Here is a 17,409-nt window from a genome sequence, read left to right as displayed (position 1 = left end):
AACAAGCGGTCCGCGCGTGCGGACGCCATAACCTGACAACTTGTCTTTCACCGTAACTGGGAGCGACGAACCATGGCGATCACCGCCAAGGACGTGATGGCCCTTCGCAAAGCGACGGGCCTCGGGATGATGGAAAGCAAAGCCGCCCTCGAAGAGGCAGGCGGCGATTTCGATGCCGCCGTTGATCTCGTCCGCACGAAGGGTCTGGCCAAGATGGATGGCCGCACCGATCGCGAGTCGGCCGAAGGACGCATCGGCATCGCCGTGGCCGATGACAAGGCCAAGGCCGCGATCGTCGCCATCAACACCGAAACCGACTTCACCGCCAACAACGGCGACTACATCGCCATGGTCAAAGGCGTCGCCAACGAAGCCCTCAAGGCCAGCGCCGGCCCCGTCGAGAGCAACGACGCCATGAAGGCGCTCATCGACAACGTCCGGCTGACGACCAAGGAAAACGTCCAGTTTGCCAAGGCCGAAGTCCTGGGCGGGTCGAGCTCCAAGATCGGCACCTACCTCCATCACAACGGTAAGATTGGTGTGGTTGTCGAGGTCGAGGGCGAAGCCTCCCCCGAACTGCTCGCCGACCTGTGCATGCATATCACCGCGATCGTCCCCGCACCCCTGGGCGTCAACCCCGAGGAAGTGCCCCAGGAGATCGTTAAGAAAGAACGCGAGATCGCTATCGCCCAAGCCATCGAATCCGGCAAGCCCAAAGAAATCGCCGAGAAGATGGTCGAAGGCAAGATCCGCAAATACCTCGACTCCGTCGTCCTGCTCCGCCAGCCGTTCGTCAAGGACGACAAGAAGCAGATCAAGGACCTCCTGCCCGCAGGCACGACCATCAAGAAGTTCGTGCGCTACCAGGTGGGTGGCTAAACCCTCAGGAATCCACGCCGTGGCCACGGACACCGACAGCTCGCTTCTGCCCAACGCCGAGTCGATCCCAACAGGACGACAGGTCTGGGTTGACGGCAAGCTGGTGCCCTCCGAGCACGCGGCCGTCAGCGTTTACGACCACGGCGTCCTCTATGGCGATGGGGTGTTCGAGGGCATCCGCATCTATAGCGGGCGCGTCTTCAAGCTCCGTAGCCATCTGGTCCGGCTCTTCGAGTCGGCCCGCGCGATCCGCATGGAGATCCCCTGGACACTCGATCAGCTCGCCGACGCCGTCAAAGCCACCGCCGCCGCCAACCAGCAGCACGATGGCTACATCCGTCTCGCCGTGACCCGGGGAGCCGGGACGCTCGGCCTCAACCCGTTCCGCTGCCCACGTCCCGTGGTGTTTATCATCGCTGACGCGATCAAGCTCTACCCCGAAGAGATGTACCGCGATGGGATGGCGATCATCACCGCCTCGACCATCCGTACGCATCCCGCCGCTCTTTCGCCAAGAGTCAAGAGCCTCAACTACCTCAACAACATCCTGGCCAAGATCGAAGCCATCGACGCCGGCGTGATGGAGGCCGTGATGCTCAACCATCAGGGCTATGTGGCCGAGTGCACCGGCGACAACATCTTCATCGTCAAGCACGTCGCTGGCGAACCGGTGATCCGCACACCCCCGCTGCACGCCGGGATCCTCGACGGCATCACCAAGCAGACCGTCGAACAGATCGCGGTGCAGTCGGGCTACCGCGTGGAGTCGATCGATCTGACCCGACACGACCTCTACACCGCCGACGAGTTCTTCCTCACCGGAACCGCCGCCGAGGTGATCCCCGTCACCAGAATCGACGGCCGCACCGTTGGCGACGGCAAGCCAGGCGTGGTCACGCGCAAGCTCATCGACGCTTTCCATGCCCTCGTCGCGACGAACGCTCCCGAAGACTAAGAACGGCCGTCATTCCTGACACGATGACGCACCCGGGACAGCCAACCGGGTCTTGCTCCCATACCGAACGCGCCAAACACCATGTCCCTCACCGCCAACCTCGCACAACTCACCGCCAACCTCCCCGGCATCGGCGGGGTTATCAAAGAACGCCCGGAAGACTTCCTCGTCGAGGAAGCCCCTCTTTACGAGCCCTCCGGTGAGGGTGAACACGTCTACCTCTACATCGAGAAGCGCGAACTCCCGACCGCCGAGGTCGTTCGCCGACTCGCCAAGGCCTTTCGAGTCAGCCGCAACGACATCGGCTACGCCGGACTCAAAGACAAGCACGCGGTCACCCGCCAGCTCCTCTCCGTCTATCTGCCCAACCAGAAACATGAGGCCGAGCGACTCGCCAACGTCGAGATGCCCCCGCGCCTGAAAGTCCTCTGGCACACGCGCCACACCAACAAGCTCCGCCGGGGCCACCACGCCGGCAACCGCTTCGTGATCCGAATCCGTCGGGTGAACGCGACCGCTGTCGTTCACGCTCGCGCCACCCTCAAACAGATCGAGCAGGTCGGTGCGCCGAACTATCTGGGGCAGCAGCGCTTTGGCTACCGCGACAACGGCCATCACCTTGGCCGCCACCTCATCCTTGGCCGCTATCAGGACCTTCTTAATGAACTTCTGGGCAAGCCTCTCGACATCGAGACCCCCGACCTGCGCAAAGCACGCAAGGCCTACGACGAAGGCGACTACGACAAAGCACTCGAACGCTGCCCGAAATCACTGAGAAGCGACCGGCAGGCGCTCGAAACACTCCGGCAAGGAAAGTCCGCCGAACAGGCTGTCCGTGCAATCGACAAAGCGCAGCGCCAGCTCTACATCAGCGCATTCCAGGGAGCCGTCTTCAACCGTGTTCTCGATCGCCGCATCCGTGAGAACACCTTCGATAGTCTCGTTACGGGCGACCTCGCCTGGAAACACGACAACGGCTCGGTGTTCGCTGTCGACAAGGACATCGCCCGCACCGAAAACGCCCCGACAGGCCGCATCACCCGACTCGAGATCTCGCCCTCCGGCCCCATGTGGGGGCCGAGCATGCTCCAGCCGCAGGGTGAAGTCCTCAACCGAGAACTGCTCGCGCTCGAAGAAGAAGGGCTTGGCGAGCGTGATCTCCAGGCCGCCAACCACCTCAATGTCGGCGGGTCTCGCCGACCCCTACGTGTGTTCGCACGAGACATCGAACTCGAAGGCGGGGCCGACGAGCACGGACCCTTCATCAAAGTGGCCTTCACCCTCACCCGCGGAGCCTTCGCCACCATGATCCTGCGCGAGGTGATGAAAAACGACGTCCCCGACGCCTCGCTCGAACGATTCAAGAACAACGCTTCTCAATTCGACAACAACGATTGATCCACCAGCCTACGCCGCAGCGTGCTCGCAGCATCGCGCGACAGCATCCCCTCTTCATCCACCAGCCGGTTGATCTCACGCATCAGCGTGGCATCGATCGTTCCGATCAATGGCGTCAATCGTGCCACCACCTGCGCATCGCCGCCCGCGCGCGGACCGAGCAACACCAACGCCTCATAAGGCGGGAAAGCCTGCCGTGGGTCTTCCAGCAACACCAGGTCGTAGACATCGATCTTGGCGTCCGTCGTGTACGCCGTGATCACATCCACCTCGCCATCACGCACCGCCTGGTACATCAGCGTCGACTGCATCGAGACCTGCCGATCGAAACCCAATCCGTAAAGAGATCGCACACGATCCCACTCCGCACGACCAAAAAACTCGGGGTCCCCCCCGATGCTCAATCGCCCAGCGTGACGCGCGAGATCATCAATCGTCTCAAGTCCCAGCTCCTCCGCCAGCTCCCGCCGAACCGCGAGCGCGTAAGCATTCTCGAATCCAAGACTCCCCAGACACACCACGCCATGCTCGTCTCGCAGCCAGCGCGTGACCTCTATCCGAAGCGGCTCGGCCCCCAGAGGCTCAGTCCGTTTCATCAGCGTCGCCCAGATCGTTCCCGAATAATCAACATACGCATCGAGCTCGTCATTCCGCAGCGCCTCGAAGGCGACGGTCGATCCGAGCCCCGTCCGATACGCCACGTCGTAATCATCGCCCAACTGCTCACCAAGCAGATACCCGAGCACATACGACTCGTTAAAGGTCTTGGCTCCCACCTCGAACCGATCGCCACGCCCCAGGTCCAGCACCACGGCGACCGCCACCACCCCGGCGAGCAGTAACACAACCGCGCCCACCATAGCCCGCCCCATCCGGCGCTTCGACATGGCGTGCTCGATCATCCCCAGCACGCCATCGAGCACCACCGCCAGACCCGCCGCCATCAGACACCCCACGATCACCTGCTGGCTGTTGAGGGTCTGCAACCCCGCGATGATCGGATCACCCAGCGACGGCTGACCGATCAGCGTCGATAACGTCGCAATCCCCACGGTCCAGACGGTCGCCGTGCGCACGCCCGCGAGGATCACCGGTGCCGCGAGCGGGAGTTCCAGAATCCATCGCCGCTGCCCCACCGTCATGCCCATCCCGTCCGCAGCGTCCAGCAACCCACGCTCAATCGAGGCGATCCCCACCACCGTATTCCTGAGGATCGGCAGCACGGCGTACAGCGTCAACGCGATCAGTGTCGGCAGCAGGCCGATCGATCGAAACAGCGAATCATCACTGCCCGTTGCCGCCTGCAACGCTCGATTGATCTCCACCAGCACCATGTAGATCAGCGCAAGAAACGCCAGCCCCGGGATCGTCTGCATGACCGACGCTGCCCCCAGCACCGCCGCTCGAACACGCGGACGACCTCGCGCCAGCATCACCCCCACCGGCACACTCACCGCAGATGCCAGCACGATCGACACCAGCACCAGCAGCGTGTGCCATGCCACCAGACGATCCAACCCCTCCATCAGTGACCACCAACTGTTCATCCGCCACCCCCACTCGAACCCCGCGCCACCATCCCCGCGATCTTCGCCGAGCGCGCGACCGGATCGTGAATCAATCGCTCCACAGCGTCGTTCGCCGGATGACTGGCAATCCGCTCCGGAGTGTCCGCCTGAAGCACTCGCCCCTCCGCCATCACGACAACCCGATCGCCCAGCAGCAACGCCTCGCCGATGTCATGCGTGACCATCACCGTCGTCAGACCCAGTCGCCGATGAATCGCCAGATACTCGTCCTGCAGCCTCGCACGATTCACCGGGTCAATCGCCCCGAACGGCTCATCCATCAGCATGATCCCAGGCTCCGCCGCCAGCGCTCGCGCCAGACCCACCCGCTGGCGTTGCCCGCCCGACATCTGCGCTGGCAACCGATCCGCAAACTCGTCGGGATCAAGGCGAACCAGCTCCAGCAACGCCCGGACCCGATCCCGCGTCCGCGTCTTGGCCCAGCCCAGCATCCTCGGGATGAGCCCCGCGTTCTCCGCCACGGTCAGGTGCGGGAACAACCCGACTTCCTGAATCACATAACCGATCGATCGCCGAAGCATCACGGGGTCAACCCCCGCGATATCCTGATCGTCCACCAGCACGCGGCCCTCTGTCGGGTCCGTCAGCCGATTGATCAGCCGAAGCGTCGTCGTCTTGCCACACCCCGAAGCCCCCACGAGCACCACCAACTCACCTCGTTCGACCTTGAGGTCAATCCCACCCAACGCGACAGCCCCACTCGGGAACCGCTTGGCCACCGCTTCGAGCGTGATCAACCCAGTAGTTCCTCAAGCATCTCCACCGGCACATCGTCGAGCTTGTGAGCGATCATCGCCAGGTAAAAAAGCGGCTCACCCGTCGTGCTCAAGCGATGCTGATACCGCAGCCATGCATCCACCCGCAGCACCTTCCGGGCACTCAACTCCTGAATCAACGCGGCAAACCCGCTCTCATCATCGGGTGCCAGGAAGTTCTCATTGAGGTTGAACACGACCCAGCCGGGCGACTCGATCAGGTCCAGCGACTTGAGGAATGCCCCCGACGGCACATCACCGAATCCAAGTGCCGCCACCGTCGTGAGACAGTTCAGCCTCGCCTCACGGATCTTCTTCTCTTTCTCTTCAGGAAGACTCAGCAGGTCAACGATGTGATAGTCGTCATAAACCCACGGCCGGTCGCGTTCCGACGCCGCCTTGGCCTCGGGGATGATGTCCAGACCCACCACCGCGTCCGCTCCAGCATCGATCAGTTGCTCACCCACCATCCCGTTCCCGGCACCCAGGTCCAAGACGCGCAGGCCACTGAGATCCGCTTGATCATCCTGCTCAAACACGGTCTCCAGCAATCGAACCACCTGCTTCGGTGAGGTGCACTTGAGCATCCGGTAGAACAACGACTCATACAGACCAGGGTGGTGATAAATCAGGTCGTAATCATGAAACCGGATCGTCGAGGTCTCCCCATCGAGCGTCAACTCACACCACTCCTGATCCTGACTCATCAGTCCGGCCTCTGACGGCATACGGATCTCGTAACGGCCGATCGTCGCGTCAAGCGAGTTCATCTCGTCGAGCGGACGCGGGCTATTTGAAGGGGGAATCGCCATAAAAGTCTAACTTGCCTTCCTCTGAGAGAGCTTCTCTCCCTCATCGAACCAATGCCGCTTCAACCGCTTCGTGAGCGGTTTGATCGTTACATGCACATACATGGTGAACCCATGTCCTAACAAACCTCATCATGATGTCAAGGCAACGCCTTCGCATACGCCTCTCAAAATACTCCGCTAAACTCTATAAGTTCATCATTGACATAGGCTCAGGGCAGATTAACCCTACTCAGCCAAATCCGGTGATAACTCAAAAAGCATTCCTGCTTTAGACTAAACAGGTTGTTCCAACCGACACACAAATCCAACCAGGAGCCTCCCATGAAGGCCAACGATGTCCGAACCGGAAACGCACTCGAAATGGACGGCCAACTCTGGCTCGTCGTCAAGCTCGACCACGTCAAGCCAGGCAAAGGCCCCGCTTACACCCAGGTCAAACTCAAGAACCTCCAGACCGGCAACCACATCGAAAAACGGCTCCGCGGCTCCGACGAAGTGACCGAGGCCGTACTCGATCGACGTGAGATGGAGTACCTCTACGATGACGCCTCCGGCTCCGTCTTCATGGACAACGAAACCTACGAGCAGTTCACCGTCCCAAAAGACATCCTTGGCGACACCATCCTCTATCTCAAACCCAACACCCCCGTCACCGCCCTGGTCTACCAGGGCAACGTCATGTCCATCAACCCGCCCGCCGCCGTCGAACTCGAAGTCAAGGACACCCCCCCGGGCATCAAGGGCGCTACCGCCACCAACCAACCCAAAGAAGCCATCCTCGAAACCGGACTCAAGACCCGCGTCCCCGCCTTCGTCAACAACGGCGACACCGTCAAGATCTCCACCGACTCCGGCGAATACCTCGGCCGACAATAAACCCATGCCCCTCGCAATCCAATCAAACCCTCACCAGAGACCGCAGCGCCATCGTTGGGTTCTGATCATCCTCCAGGTCGCCCTACTCGTCGCCCTGTCCCTCGCCGCGCCTAGCCACGCCCAGACCACCAACCTCCCTGACGAGCTGCCCAACGCCCGTGACTACCTCAACCGCATTCAACAGGGCATCGAGCGAATCCGCGAGCAGTTGCCCGAGATCACCAACGCCGCCAACCTCATCGCAGATGACCTCGTCGAGCGTGACCTCTACCTGGGCGTCATGGGCTCCGACGGACTCGCCGCCGAACTCAGCCACCGGCCCGGTGCCCTGACCCTCGTCTCCGGCGAACCCGGCCGCACAGGCGAACCGGTCATTTACATCTTCGGCGTCCGCAAGACCTCCGACCCCCCGCTCGCCGAACACCTGCGCAACCAGGTCGATGAAGCTCAACGGCTCCGCGGCTCCGGCGTACTCATCGGCATCGCGCCCTTCAAAACCCTCGAACAACACAACCTCCTCGAACCCGCCCAAGAAGCCGTCGATGTCCTGATCGATAACGATGGCCACGACCAGCCGCACGGTGCCCCGACGCTCACCGTACTCAACACCATCGCCGCATGGACCCTCCAGGCCGAACTCTTCGCCGCCTGCACACGCCGAGACAAAGTCCCCGTTGTCGTCATCAGCGACGAACTCGACCGGCTCCAGCGGCACTCCTCCCGCTACGCCGGTCAACGCTTCATGCACGACCGCTGGCTCGAACCCATCCCGCCCCAGACCCTCGGCGACGCTTACCTGACCGAGACCAGCAAAGTCCTCCGTAACATCGGCACCGCCTCCTGGCACACCCTCTCCGCCGCCGCCCGACGCGCCGGTCGCTCCCTCGCCGATGGCGGGTCCATCTTCGTCCTCCCCGGCGGCCGTCAGCCCCCGCGACACCTCGGCAACCAGCTCGCCGATGACCCCAACGCCCTCCGCTCCTTTAACAACGCTCGGCCCGGCCAGCGTGACATGGTCATCGCCTTCGGCGAGCACCACCCACCCAACGACCCCTGGTGGGGCGAGCAGGGTCGCTACCGCTCCGCTGGCCGAGGCGTCGTCTGGGTGATCGCCAGCTACGGCCAAAGCCACAAGCAGCTCCGCCCTGGCGACGCGATCATCGACACATGGGGCCCCGTAGGCGACGCCGTCGTCCGCATCGAACCCCTCGACCTCAGCCTCGGCCCCGTCTCCGCCGTCACCACCGAGACCATCGCCTGGATGCTCTCCGCCCAGATCCCCGCCGAAGCCGACTACCTCCTGAGCCGACGCCTCGACCGCCGGCCATAACCTCAACATGACCACCCCTCACCTCTACGACGACCTCGCTCACCTCTGGCCAAAACTGTCCCCACCCGACGACTACGCCCCCGAAGCCGAGATCATCAACGAACTGCTTACCCAGCACTTCGGCGACCGCCAGCTCCACCTCCTCGAACTCGGCGCCGGCGGCGGGCACACCCTCTATCACCTCAAACATCACCACCGCTGCACCGCCTCCGACCTCTCCGAATCGATGCTCGCCCAGTGCCGACGACTCAACCCCGAGCTCCCGACCATCCCCGCCGACATGCGTACCCTCAGCCTCGACCAGACCTTCGACGCCATCCTCATCCACGACGCCATCGACTACCTCCTCACATCCGATGACCTCCTCTCGACGTTCACCACTGCAGCCAACCATCTCCCCGTGGGCGGGCTGCTGATCCTCGCTCCCGACCACACCGCCGAGACCTTCGACCCCTCCGACACCGCGACCGATGAGCAGGAAGATGACCACCTCACCACCCGCCTGACCTCCACCGTCTCTCCCCTCGACGCCAACCACACCTACGACCTCCACCTCACCATCGAGATCACCGACCACCAGACCGCCCGGACCACGACCCACCACGACCACCACCGCTGCGCCGCCTTCCCCCTCGACACCTGGCTCAAGCTCCTCAAACAGGCCGGCTTCACCCCCCACCTCCCCGACACCGACCTGCCCTGGATGCTGATCGCCGCCGTCCGACGCTGATCGATACCTCAGGGTGGCCGGGGTCCGGCGCAGCCGGCCCCCGGATCCTGCTCCTATCACCTCTGTCCTCCCCTCCCGTTACCATGCCCCCCCGCGCGACAAACCAAACGCGCCCAACCGGAGCTCCCCCATGTCCCAGGCCACCCCCTCGATCGCCCCCGACCAGAAATCCATGGAAGACATCGTCGCCCTCTGCAAACGCCGGGGCTTCGTCTACCCCGCTTCCGAGATCTATGGCGGGATCAACGGCTTCTGGGACTACGGCCCCCTCGGCACCGCCCTCAAAAACAACATCCGCGACTGGTGGTGGCGACAGACCGTCGAATGCCCCCCCATCGGACCCGACGGCGAACCCCTCACCATCGTCGGCCTCGACTCCGCCATCATCCAGAACCCCAGAACATGGGAAGCCTCCGGACACGTTGGTGGGTTTAACGATCCGATGGTTGACGACACAGAGACGAAGCAACGAGTACGAGCCGATCATCTTTGGATTCTTTGGTCGTATCAAGTTCCAGAGGAGGAAGTGAAATACATCGAAGATGCTGGGCGAGCATCTGAAGTGATCCGCAGCCTGGATGTCTTCCAACTCATAGAAGGCAAGCCAGTCGCTTCCTCCATCGGCAACACACCTTCTGAAGCGCTCTCGGAGTTCCTCAAAGCTGAGAATAAGGTGTTTGGTAAATCGAAAGCAGTTGGACAGTCGGGCGGCTATGCCGACGGCTCACACTGGGTCAGTTTCCAATACAGAGAGCATGCGGATGGCTCAATCTGGCGGTGGATCTATACGTCGCTAAATATGAGCGAGCTTGCGAAACGGCACGCTGGTATTCCCAGCCCTTTCACGCAGAAAATCGGCACCCTCACCGAGCCCCGCCAGTTCAACCTCATGTTCGAGACCTTCGTCGGCGCCATCCGCAACGAGGACAACAAGGCTTACCTCCGCCCCGAAACCGCCCAGGGCATCTTCCTCAACTACAAAAACGTCCTCGACACCATGCGCGTCAAGGTGCCCTTCGGCATCGCCCAGATCGGCAAGTCCTTCCGCAACGAGGTCACGCCCCGCAACTTCATCTTCCGCTCCCGCGAGTTCGAGCAGATGGAGATGGAATGGTTCTGCGCCCCCGACGATGCCCCCAAGTGGTACGACTTCTGGAAACACGAACGCATGCGCTGGTGGGAGTCTCTCGGCATCGAGAAATCGAACCTCCGCTTCCGTGATCACGATGACGACGAGCTCGCTCACTACTCCAAGATGTGCGTCGACGTCGAGTACATGTACCCCTTCACCTCGCCCGGCTTCGGCGAACTCGAAGGCGTCGCCCACCGCGGCAGCTTCGACCTCACCCAGCACCAGACCCACTCCGGCGCCAAGATGGAATACTTCGATCAGGAGCGCCAGCTCGCCGCCAAGGCCGAAGGCAAGCCTAAAGAAGAGATCGACAAGCTCAGCAAGTACATCCCCAACGTCATCGAGCCCGCCTCCGGACTCACCCGCGCTGTCCTCGTGCTGCTCTGCGAGGCCTACACCCCCGACGAGTCCCGCGCGTCAAAACTCGTGATGAAGTTCAAGCCGCGCTTTGCCCCCATCAAGGCCGCCGTCTTCCCCCTGGTCAACAAGGACGGCATGCCCGAGGTCGCCCACAACCTCTACAAGACCCTCCGCAACCAGCACACGGTCCAGATGGACGCCAAGCAGTCCATCGGCAAACGCTACGCCCGCATGGACGAGGCCGGAACCCCCTACTGCTTCACCATCGACGGCGACTCCCTCACCGACCAGACTGTCACCGTCCGCCACCGCGACACCCAGGCCCAGGAACGCATCAACCTCGACAAGGTCCCCGCCTTCCTCGACGAGCACATCAAGAACTGACCTCCAGAAACACCCAGACTTCCCAGTTTCACACGCTCAGCCGTTACATCCGTTAACCACACAAAAAACTCCATCAGTTAGTGGCTAACCCCCACGCATCAGTCGCGATCATCGGCTACGTTCACATTTCACGCCCTCTGGGAGGGGGGCGTGACGCCTGCAATAACTGGGAACGAGAGAGGAACCCACCACATGATTCGCAGATCCACCTATGCGCTCGCCCTCGCGAGCCTCGCGCTGGCAACATCAGCCCACGCCACAACGGTCACCTTCGACGATGTCATCACCCGTACCACCGGTGGTGGCACCGACATCGACTACAACCTTGACCACGGCGATGTGGTAACCAGCGGGGTGCTCCGAACCGCCCTTCGCCAGACCTACGGCATCCGCATCTCCGTCAACAACATCAACGTTGACCTCAGCAGCAACCCCAACGCCTACAACGACCCCGGCGTCATCTTCGACACCAGCCCGCCGACCGACCCCGGCAACCGCGACCCAGACCTCGTCTCGCCGTTCGATGGCGGGAACATCGCCAATGCCACCCTCCACAACGCCCTGATTATTCAGGAAGCCGGTGTACCCACAGGCACCCCCGATGACGAAGGCAAACGCCCCGCTGGCAACATCAGAATTCTCTTCGACACGCCAGTCGAGTCCTTCGGATTCGACATCATCGACCTCGAGAACGGGGCCGAAGCCAATGGCAGCAACATCCTGACCTTTGAGCGCATCGTCGGCTCTCGCAACGTCCGCCTCGACATCCCCTTCGCCTCCTTCATCGACAGTTCCTCTCCCTTCTTCGTCAGCGGGCTCGTCTTCGGCGATAACTACGCCAACCAGATCCCCGAGTTTGACCTCAACCTGCTCAACGGCGTGATCGACGCCAATAATCTCGCCAACGGCACCAGCCTCCCGACCTTCGACGAAGGTATCGACCGCATCGTCATCAGCCTCGGCGGGTCAGCAGCCATCGATAACCTCACCTTCACCAACTTCATCCCGCCCCCGCCCCAAACCATCCCAACCCCCGCCGCCGCCGGTGCAGGACTCGCTATGCTCGGCATGCTCCTCTCACGACGCGGCTAATCATCACACATCACGACACCACAAGAGCCCGCCCTTCAGGCGGGCTTTTTTATGTCCCCTCCGCCGGGTATCGCGCCTCATTCGACGCCATCTTCGCCTCGAACGCCTCCGAGATATCGATCTCCATCACCTCCGCCAGACTCAGCAGGTACGCCAGCACATCCGACACCTCCTCCCGCACCCGCTGGCGATGCTCCTTCTCCCCCATCGGCCGCACCGGATTCCCCTGCGGCGACCACTGAAACAACTCCATCAGCTCCGCCGCCTCAATCGCCACCGACATCGCCAGATTCTTCGGCTGGTGGTATTTCCCCCAATCTCGCTCCGCCACAAACCGGGCCACCCGACGCTTCAGCTCCGCCAGAGTCACATCCTGATCAGCCACCATCACGCTCCTCAAAGTTTCTCAAGAAAAACACCAGTTTAAGCCCTCAACCCCCTCGAATCTTCTGGCAACCTCGTTACGATGCGCGCTGCGGATGGGCTCAACTGAAGAAAATCAATACACCACCTGGGAAAACGATGGCGGCCACGCCGCCAACCCATGGAGCCATCACGTGTTCACGCCCGCCCATCTCACCAACAACGACCGCGGGCGCGCCAGCGAACTCAACCGACAGCTCAACTGGATCTTCGTCGCCTGGCTCTTCGGCTCCTGGTGGCTCTGGACCATCCAGGGCTCCGCCATCACCATCTACGGACTCGAACTCGGCATGCCCGACTGGGCCTTTGGCGTCGCCGGTGCCCTGATCTTCCTCGGACCCCTCGCCCAGCTCCCAGCCAGCCTCTTTATCGACACCATCGGGCACCGACGAATCTTCTTCCTCATCTCACTCTCCGTCGGCCGGGGCATGTGGGTCATCATCGGACTCCTCCCCTGGATCCTCCCAGGACTCGAAGACTACTGGTGGCCCATCTACCTCGTCCTCTTCGGTATCTCCAGACTCTGCATGGACGCCGGCGGGCCCGCATGGCTCAACTGGATGTCCGATGTCATCCCCCGACGCATCCGCGGAACCTACTTCGGACAACGCCAGCGATGGGGACTCCTCCCAGCCATCGGGGCTACCTTCATCGTCGGATGGATCCTCCAACTCACCGAGTCCCACGCCGCCGAATACCTCCTCGCCGTCACCTCCGCCTTCATCGCCCTCGCCGGCGTCATGGGCGTCATCGACATCCTCTGCTTCATGCCCATCCCAGACCCCGGCCCCAAACACAAGAAACAAAACCCCACCCCGCTACGCTCACTCCTCGTCCCGATGCTCGACCCCCAGTTCCGCTACTACCTGGGCTTCTCCTTCTTCTTCAACATCGGCATGGGCATGATGGGTGGATACGCATTCCACTACGGGATCGAAGTCCTCGGCTGGTCCGCCCTCAAAATCAACATCCTGCTCCTCGCCATCCCCTTCGTTCTCAAGTTCCTGATCATGCACATGTGGGGGCCCGTGATCGACAGAATGGGCAACAAACCCGTCCTCATCATCGGCATCATCCTCGTCCAGCCAGGCTCGATCCTCTGGCTCCTGATGACCCCCGAATCCATCTGGCCCGGCTACGCCCTCGTCCTCATCGCCAACGTCGGCTGGACCGCCATCGAACTCGCCGGCTTCAACTTCCTCCTCGACATCTCTGGCAACCGCAAGCAACGCGAAGGGCAACCTAGACAGCGATCCGGCTCCGCCTATCCCGCCATGAACGCTCTGTGGGTCTCCCTCGGCGGGATGATCGGCGGGCTCCTCGGGGCCTTCTACGCCTACGAGTACGCCGACCTCTACTGGGTCGCACCCATCACCGGCTCCATCATCACATTCCATGCCATCGTCTTCGGCATGGTCCTCATCACACGCATCCTCTCCCTGCTCTTCGTGCTCCAACTCAAAGAACCCCGCGCCAAAGGCACCCGCGAAGCCATGGTCTTCACCAGTTCTATCTTCTATTCCAACATCCGCGCCAGCGTCCTCGCCCCCACCAAAGTCGCCGGGAAACTCCTCGAAGCCAGCTACCGCCTGCGACGCTGACCCACACGATCGACAGAGATCACAAGAAAACCTGCGGGAACCCGACAAAGCCTCCGAACGTCTTACAATAGGCCGTGGCGTCATACCGACCCCACCTATCCGCCCCACCGCTGGAGACCGACCATGACACGCATCACCACCCTCCTCGTCATCACCCTCATCACCCTCACCGGCTGCAAATCCCAAGGCGGAAAAGTCGGGGCTGGCGAAGTCACGCAGGGCGAACGCGAATCCACCCGCATCCAACTCGTCGAGCTCGAAGAGTTCGCCGATCAGGCCGCCACCGACCTCATCCGCGACCTCGCCGAACTCCCCGAACTCGGTGCCCAGACCCGCAACACCCCCGAACTCAACGGCGTCACCCCCAAACCCACCATCTTCATCGGCGACCTCGCCAACCAGACCGACATCGTCTCCACCCGAGACTTCGAGATCGTCGCCCGAAAAATCACCTCCACCCTCCTCTCGTCCCGCGTCGGACGCGAACAGATCAAGTTCATCGAACGAAGCGCCCGCGTCAACGCCATCGCCGAGTCCGAAGGCGTCACCCGCACCCCACCCACCCTCGAAGGCGGGCAAACCTACGCCCTCACCGGAAACTTCTACCGCTCCGCCCGAGGCGACACCCAGTCCTACTTCCTCGAATACACCCTCATCCGACTCGAAGACGGACAGATCGTCTTCTCCACCACCTACGACTCCAAACGTGTCATCGACAACTAAACCACGATGACCCCCCGTAACCCAACAACCCTCCAACGAGCCCCGGGCGCAAGCCCGGGGTGCTCGCGTTGGACGCTTTTGGTACTCACGCCATTCCTCCTCGCTGCACTCCTCACCGCCTGTGCCGAACCCGTCCGCACAACCCGAACCGACACCGAAGACTTCTCCCGCATGAGCTCCGCCATCGCGCAGGACCTCCTCGCCGCACCCGCCATCGCCGAGCGTCGGCCCGATTCACAACCCTGGGTCATCGTCGCCGACCGCATCGAAAACCTCTCATCCGAAGTCCTCTCACCCCTCGAACGCAAAGCCACCATCCGACGCATCCTCAGCGGAGCACCGCTCAAACAACTCGCCGACAACAAAAACATCACCTTCATCGTCCCCATGGACGACGTGCAAAACGCCCGCAACACCGGCATCCCCGAACTCCAGCAGCTCGCCGCCAACCGCCAACCCACCCACCGACTCGCCGCCACCTTCCGCTCAGCGACCCGAGCCCAGGCCAAACAACGCACCGACGCCTACGACTGCGCCTTCGAGCTCCTCGACCTCCAAACCGGACAACTCCTCTGGACCGGCTCCATCGAGTTCAAACGCGCCGCCGTCGGACACATCTGGGACTAACCCCACACCGGGACACGCGATGCCCTACCGCGACCCACATCCGATCAGACCGAACCGGCGCGCCTCAGGATGGTACTTGTCGTTCATCCTCCTGATCCTCTGCTCGCTCCTCACCGCCTGCAACAAACCCCTCGACCCCCGCATCGCCGACAGCCTCTACTCCGGCAACTACGCCCGCGCCCGCGTCGCCATGCAACAACAGATCACCGACGACCGCTCCGACCGCGACTACGTCCTCGACCGCATGCGCACCGCCCTGCTCACCATGGCCGACGGCTACCCCCACGCCGCCAACCTCACCTTCGAGCAGCTCTACGACACCCTCCGCATCCAGGGACTCAACGCTGACCGCACCACCGCCTCCATCGTCATCAACGAAGGCGTCAAAATCTGGAAAGGCGAACCCTTCGAGCAAGCCCTCGCCTTTACCTACTACGCCATGCAGCAAGCCTCCCTCGACACATGGGACAACAGCCGCGCCGCCCTCGACAACGCCCTGTTCTACCTCCGCGACTTCGGCACCGACGATGAGGGCAATCTCCTCAATAAAACCGACATCGCCAATCGTGCCACCGGCCCCGATGCCCAGGACGACTACCTCGACGCCGGATACATCGTCGATGCCTCCAACTTCACCCTCGGCTACCTCCTCTCAGGCATCGCCAACCTCCAACTCGCTCGACCTGAAGAAGGCAACGAAAACCTCGCCTTCGCCCAGAAACTCGTCCCCCAGCTCGAAGCCACCGTCAACACCATCCGACAAGGCGACTACAACACCATCCTCGTCGTCTCATGGGGACTCGGACCCCAGAAGCGCGCCGAAGGCCTCGAGGGCGCCCTTGCCGTCTTCCGACCCCGCACCGCCTCCGACAACGCACCCCTCGAAGTCCAGCTCAACAACAACACCATCGGCACCTTCCCCGTCGTCACCGATGTCAACCAGATGGCCGCTGACCACCGCTGGAACAACCTCGAAGACGTCCGCACCTTCAAAGCCATCGCCGGCACTGGCCTCGTCATAGGCGGACTCGCCGCCACCAAAGCCGGCATCGATAACGACAACCAGACCCTTGTCCTCGCCGGGCTCATCGCCGCAGGCTCCGGCGCCCTCCTCAAAGCATCCGCCAAGGCCGACATCCGCTACTGCGAAGCCACCCCCCAACGCTTCTACCTCGTTCCCCTCAAACTCACAGGCACCGGCGACGACCGCATCCAACTCCAGATCGCGGGCAAGCCCGGATCAAGACTCGTCCTCGCAGGACTCTCCCCCCCCACACGAGCCCAGGCCCAACTCCGCTACGTCCGCATGCCCACCTCCCCAGGCGTCGAACAACGCCCCTGGGCCACCTCCGGACAGGTCTGCTACCACACCGACCACGCCCAACCCACCCTCCCGCTCACCGGCGACAACGCCCTACCCCTGCCTCTGGGCGGCCGAGACGCCCGTACCCCCGATGACCAGATGCTCAACGACCTCGTCCAGGCCAACCTCATCCCCAACCTCACTTGGGGCACTCTCCTCGACCTCTACCGCACCCAGAACATCAAACTCACCGTCCAGGACCAATACGGCCAGACCGGCCTCCACATCCTCGAAGGCGGAAAATCGCTCGTCCCACCACTCCCCGGAACCACCGGCTTCGCACGCCTCTTTGGCCAAATCCACCCCTCATTCAAAGGCAACAAACCCGAACCCCAGACCCAGTAACCCGGGTCGAACCAATCCGGGTTTTCCGCAACAAC

Annotated in this window: 16 protein-coding genes; 12 read left to right on the top strand and 4 right to left on the bottom strand. The window is 62.3% G+C overall.

All coding sequences use genetic code 11. From position 1 onward, the window contains the following. The first annotated feature begins 72 nt into the window (after nucleotides 1-72). The 3 genes from tsf (at nucleotide 73) to truD (ending at nucleotide 3,232) form a co-directional block, all read left to right on the top strand. A complete protein-coding gene (tsf, locus tag RIG82_09410) occupies nucleotides 73-879 on the top strand; it encodes a translation elongation factor Ts (protein MEQ9461154.1) in 807 nt (268 codons plus the stop codon). A gap of 19 nt (nucleotides 880-898) precedes the next feature. Continuing rightward, nucleotides 899-1,834, top strand: coding sequence for a branched-chain-amino-acid transaminase (gene ilvE, locus RIG82_09405; GenBank protein ID MEQ9461153.1), 936 nt, complete (start codon nucleotides 899-901; stop codon nucleotides 1,832-1,834). A gap of 81 nt (nucleotides 1,835-1,915) precedes the next feature. Continuing rightward, a complete protein-coding gene (gene truD / locus RIG82_09400) occupies nucleotides 1,916-3,232 on the top strand; it encodes a tRNA pseudouridine(13) synthase TruD (GenBank protein MEQ9461152.1) in 1,317 nt (438 codons plus the stop codon). Here the strand turns inward: truD and RIG82_09395 are convergent. Genes RIG82_09395 through RIG82_09385 form a run of 3 tightly spaced genes read right to left on the bottom strand, consistent with a single transcriptional unit; the run spans nucleotide 3,211 to nucleotide 6,346 of the window. Then, the gene (locus RIG82_09395) at nucleotides 3,211-4,779 is read right to left on the bottom strand and encodes an ABC transporter permease/substrate-binding protein (GenBank protein ID MEQ9461151.1); all 1,569 of its coding nucleotides are present in this window, start codon (nucleotides 4,777-4,779) and stop codon (nucleotides 3,211-3,213) included. The two genes, truD and RIG82_09395, sit on opposite strands and share 22 nt — an antisense overlap. Next, nucleotides 4,776-5,558: an ATP-binding cassette domain-containing protein gene (locus tag RIG82_09390; protein MEQ9461150.1), complete on the bottom strand. Its 783-nt coding sequence runs from the start codon at nucleotides 5,556-5,558 to the stop codon at nucleotides 4,776-4,778. Before RIG82_09390 ends, RIG82_09395 begins: the two co-directional genes overlap by 4 nt. After that, nucleotides 5,555-6,346 (bottom strand): class I SAM-dependent methyltransferase, encoded by a 792-nt coding sequence (locus tag RIG82_09385; protein ID MEQ9461149.1) that lies wholly within the window; start codon nucleotides 6,344-6,346, stop codon nucleotides 5,555-5,557. The genes RIG82_09390 and RIG82_09385 overlap by 4 nt, the downstream gene beginning before the upstream one ends. 363 nt (nucleotides 6,347-6,709) lie before the next feature. On the opposite strand from RIG82_09385, the gene efp reads away from it, so the two are divergent. The 5 genes from efp to RIG82_09360 all read left to right on the top strand — a co-directional run bounded on the left by efp (nucleotide 6,710) and on the right by RIG82_09360 (nucleotide 12,292). Continuing rightward, complete coding sequence (efp, locus tag RIG82_09380; protein ID MEQ9461148.1) at nucleotides 6,710-7,264, top strand: elongation factor P; 555 nt, start codon at nucleotides 6,710-6,712, stop codon at nucleotides 7,262-7,264. A 4-nt stretch (nucleotides 7,265-7,268) separates the two neighbouring features. Further along, entirely contained in the window at nucleotides 7,269-8,594 is a 1,326-nt protein-coding gene (locus tag RIG82_09375; protein ID MEQ9461147.1) for a hypothetical protein, read from the top strand. Between the two features lie 7 nt (nucleotides 8,595-8,601). Then, the gene (locus RIG82_09370; protein MEQ9461146.1) at nucleotides 8,602-9,324 is read left to right on the top strand and encodes a class I SAM-dependent methyltransferase; all 723 of its coding nucleotides are present in this window, start codon (nucleotides 8,602-8,604) and stop codon (nucleotides 9,322-9,324) included. 130 nt (nucleotides 9,325-9,454) lie between these two features. Beyond that, complete coding sequence (locus RIG82_09365) at nucleotides 9,455-11,200, top strand: glycine--tRNA ligase (GenBank protein MEQ9461145.1); 1,746 nt, start codon at nucleotides 9,455-9,457, stop codon at nucleotides 11,198-11,200. 192 nt (nucleotides 11,201-11,392) lie between these two features. Next, nucleotides 11,393-12,292: a hypothetical protein gene (locus RIG82_09360; GenBank protein MEQ9461144.1), complete on the top strand. Its 900-nt coding sequence runs from the start codon at nucleotides 11,393-11,395 to the stop codon at nucleotides 12,290-12,292. A 49-nt stretch (nucleotides 12,293-12,341) separates the two neighbouring features. Here RIG82_09360 and RIG82_09355 read toward each other — a convergent pair whose 3' ends face one another. Further along, nucleotides 12,342-12,677: a nucleotide pyrophosphohydrolase gene (locus tag RIG82_09355; GenBank protein ID MEQ9461143.1), complete on the bottom strand. Its 336-nt coding sequence runs from the start codon at nucleotides 12,675-12,677 to the stop codon at nucleotides 12,342-12,344. A 172-nt stretch (nucleotides 12,678-12,849) separates the two neighbouring features. On the opposite strand from RIG82_09355, the gene RIG82_09350 reads away from it, so the two are divergent. From RIG82_09350 to RIG82_09335, 4 genes are all read left to right on the top strand, one after another. Then, complete coding sequence (locus RIG82_09350) at nucleotides 12,850-14,316, top strand: MFS transporter (GenBank protein MEQ9461142.1); 1,467 nt, start codon at nucleotides 12,850-12,852, stop codon at nucleotides 14,314-14,316. 123 nt (nucleotides 14,317-14,439) lie between these two features. Next, complete coding sequence (locus RIG82_09345; GenBank protein MEQ9461141.1) at nucleotides 14,440-15,039, top strand: hypothetical protein; 600 nt, start codon at nucleotides 14,440-14,442, stop codon at nucleotides 15,037-15,039. 6 nt (nucleotides 15,040-15,045) lie between these two features. After that, the gene (locus RIG82_09340) at nucleotides 15,046-15,666 is read left to right on the top strand and encodes a hypothetical protein (protein MEQ9461140.1); all 621 of its coding nucleotides are present in this window, start codon (nucleotides 15,046-15,048) and stop codon (nucleotides 15,664-15,666) included. Nucleotides 15,667-15,742: 76 nt separating this feature from the next. After that, entirely contained in the window at nucleotides 15,743-17,374 is a 1,632-nt protein-coding gene (locus RIG82_09335) for a hypothetical protein (protein MEQ9461139.1), read from the top strand. Nucleotides 17,375-17,409: the final 35 nt, after the last annotated feature.

The organism is Phycisphaeraceae bacterium (assembly GCA_040222855.1).
In the GTDB taxonomy this organism is placed as follows: domain Bacteria; phylum Planctomycetota; class Phycisphaerae; order Phycisphaerales; family Phycisphaeraceae; genus Mucisphaera.
Note: the sequence above shows the minus strand (reverse complement) of the source record. Positions and strands in the feature narration are given on the sequence as shown.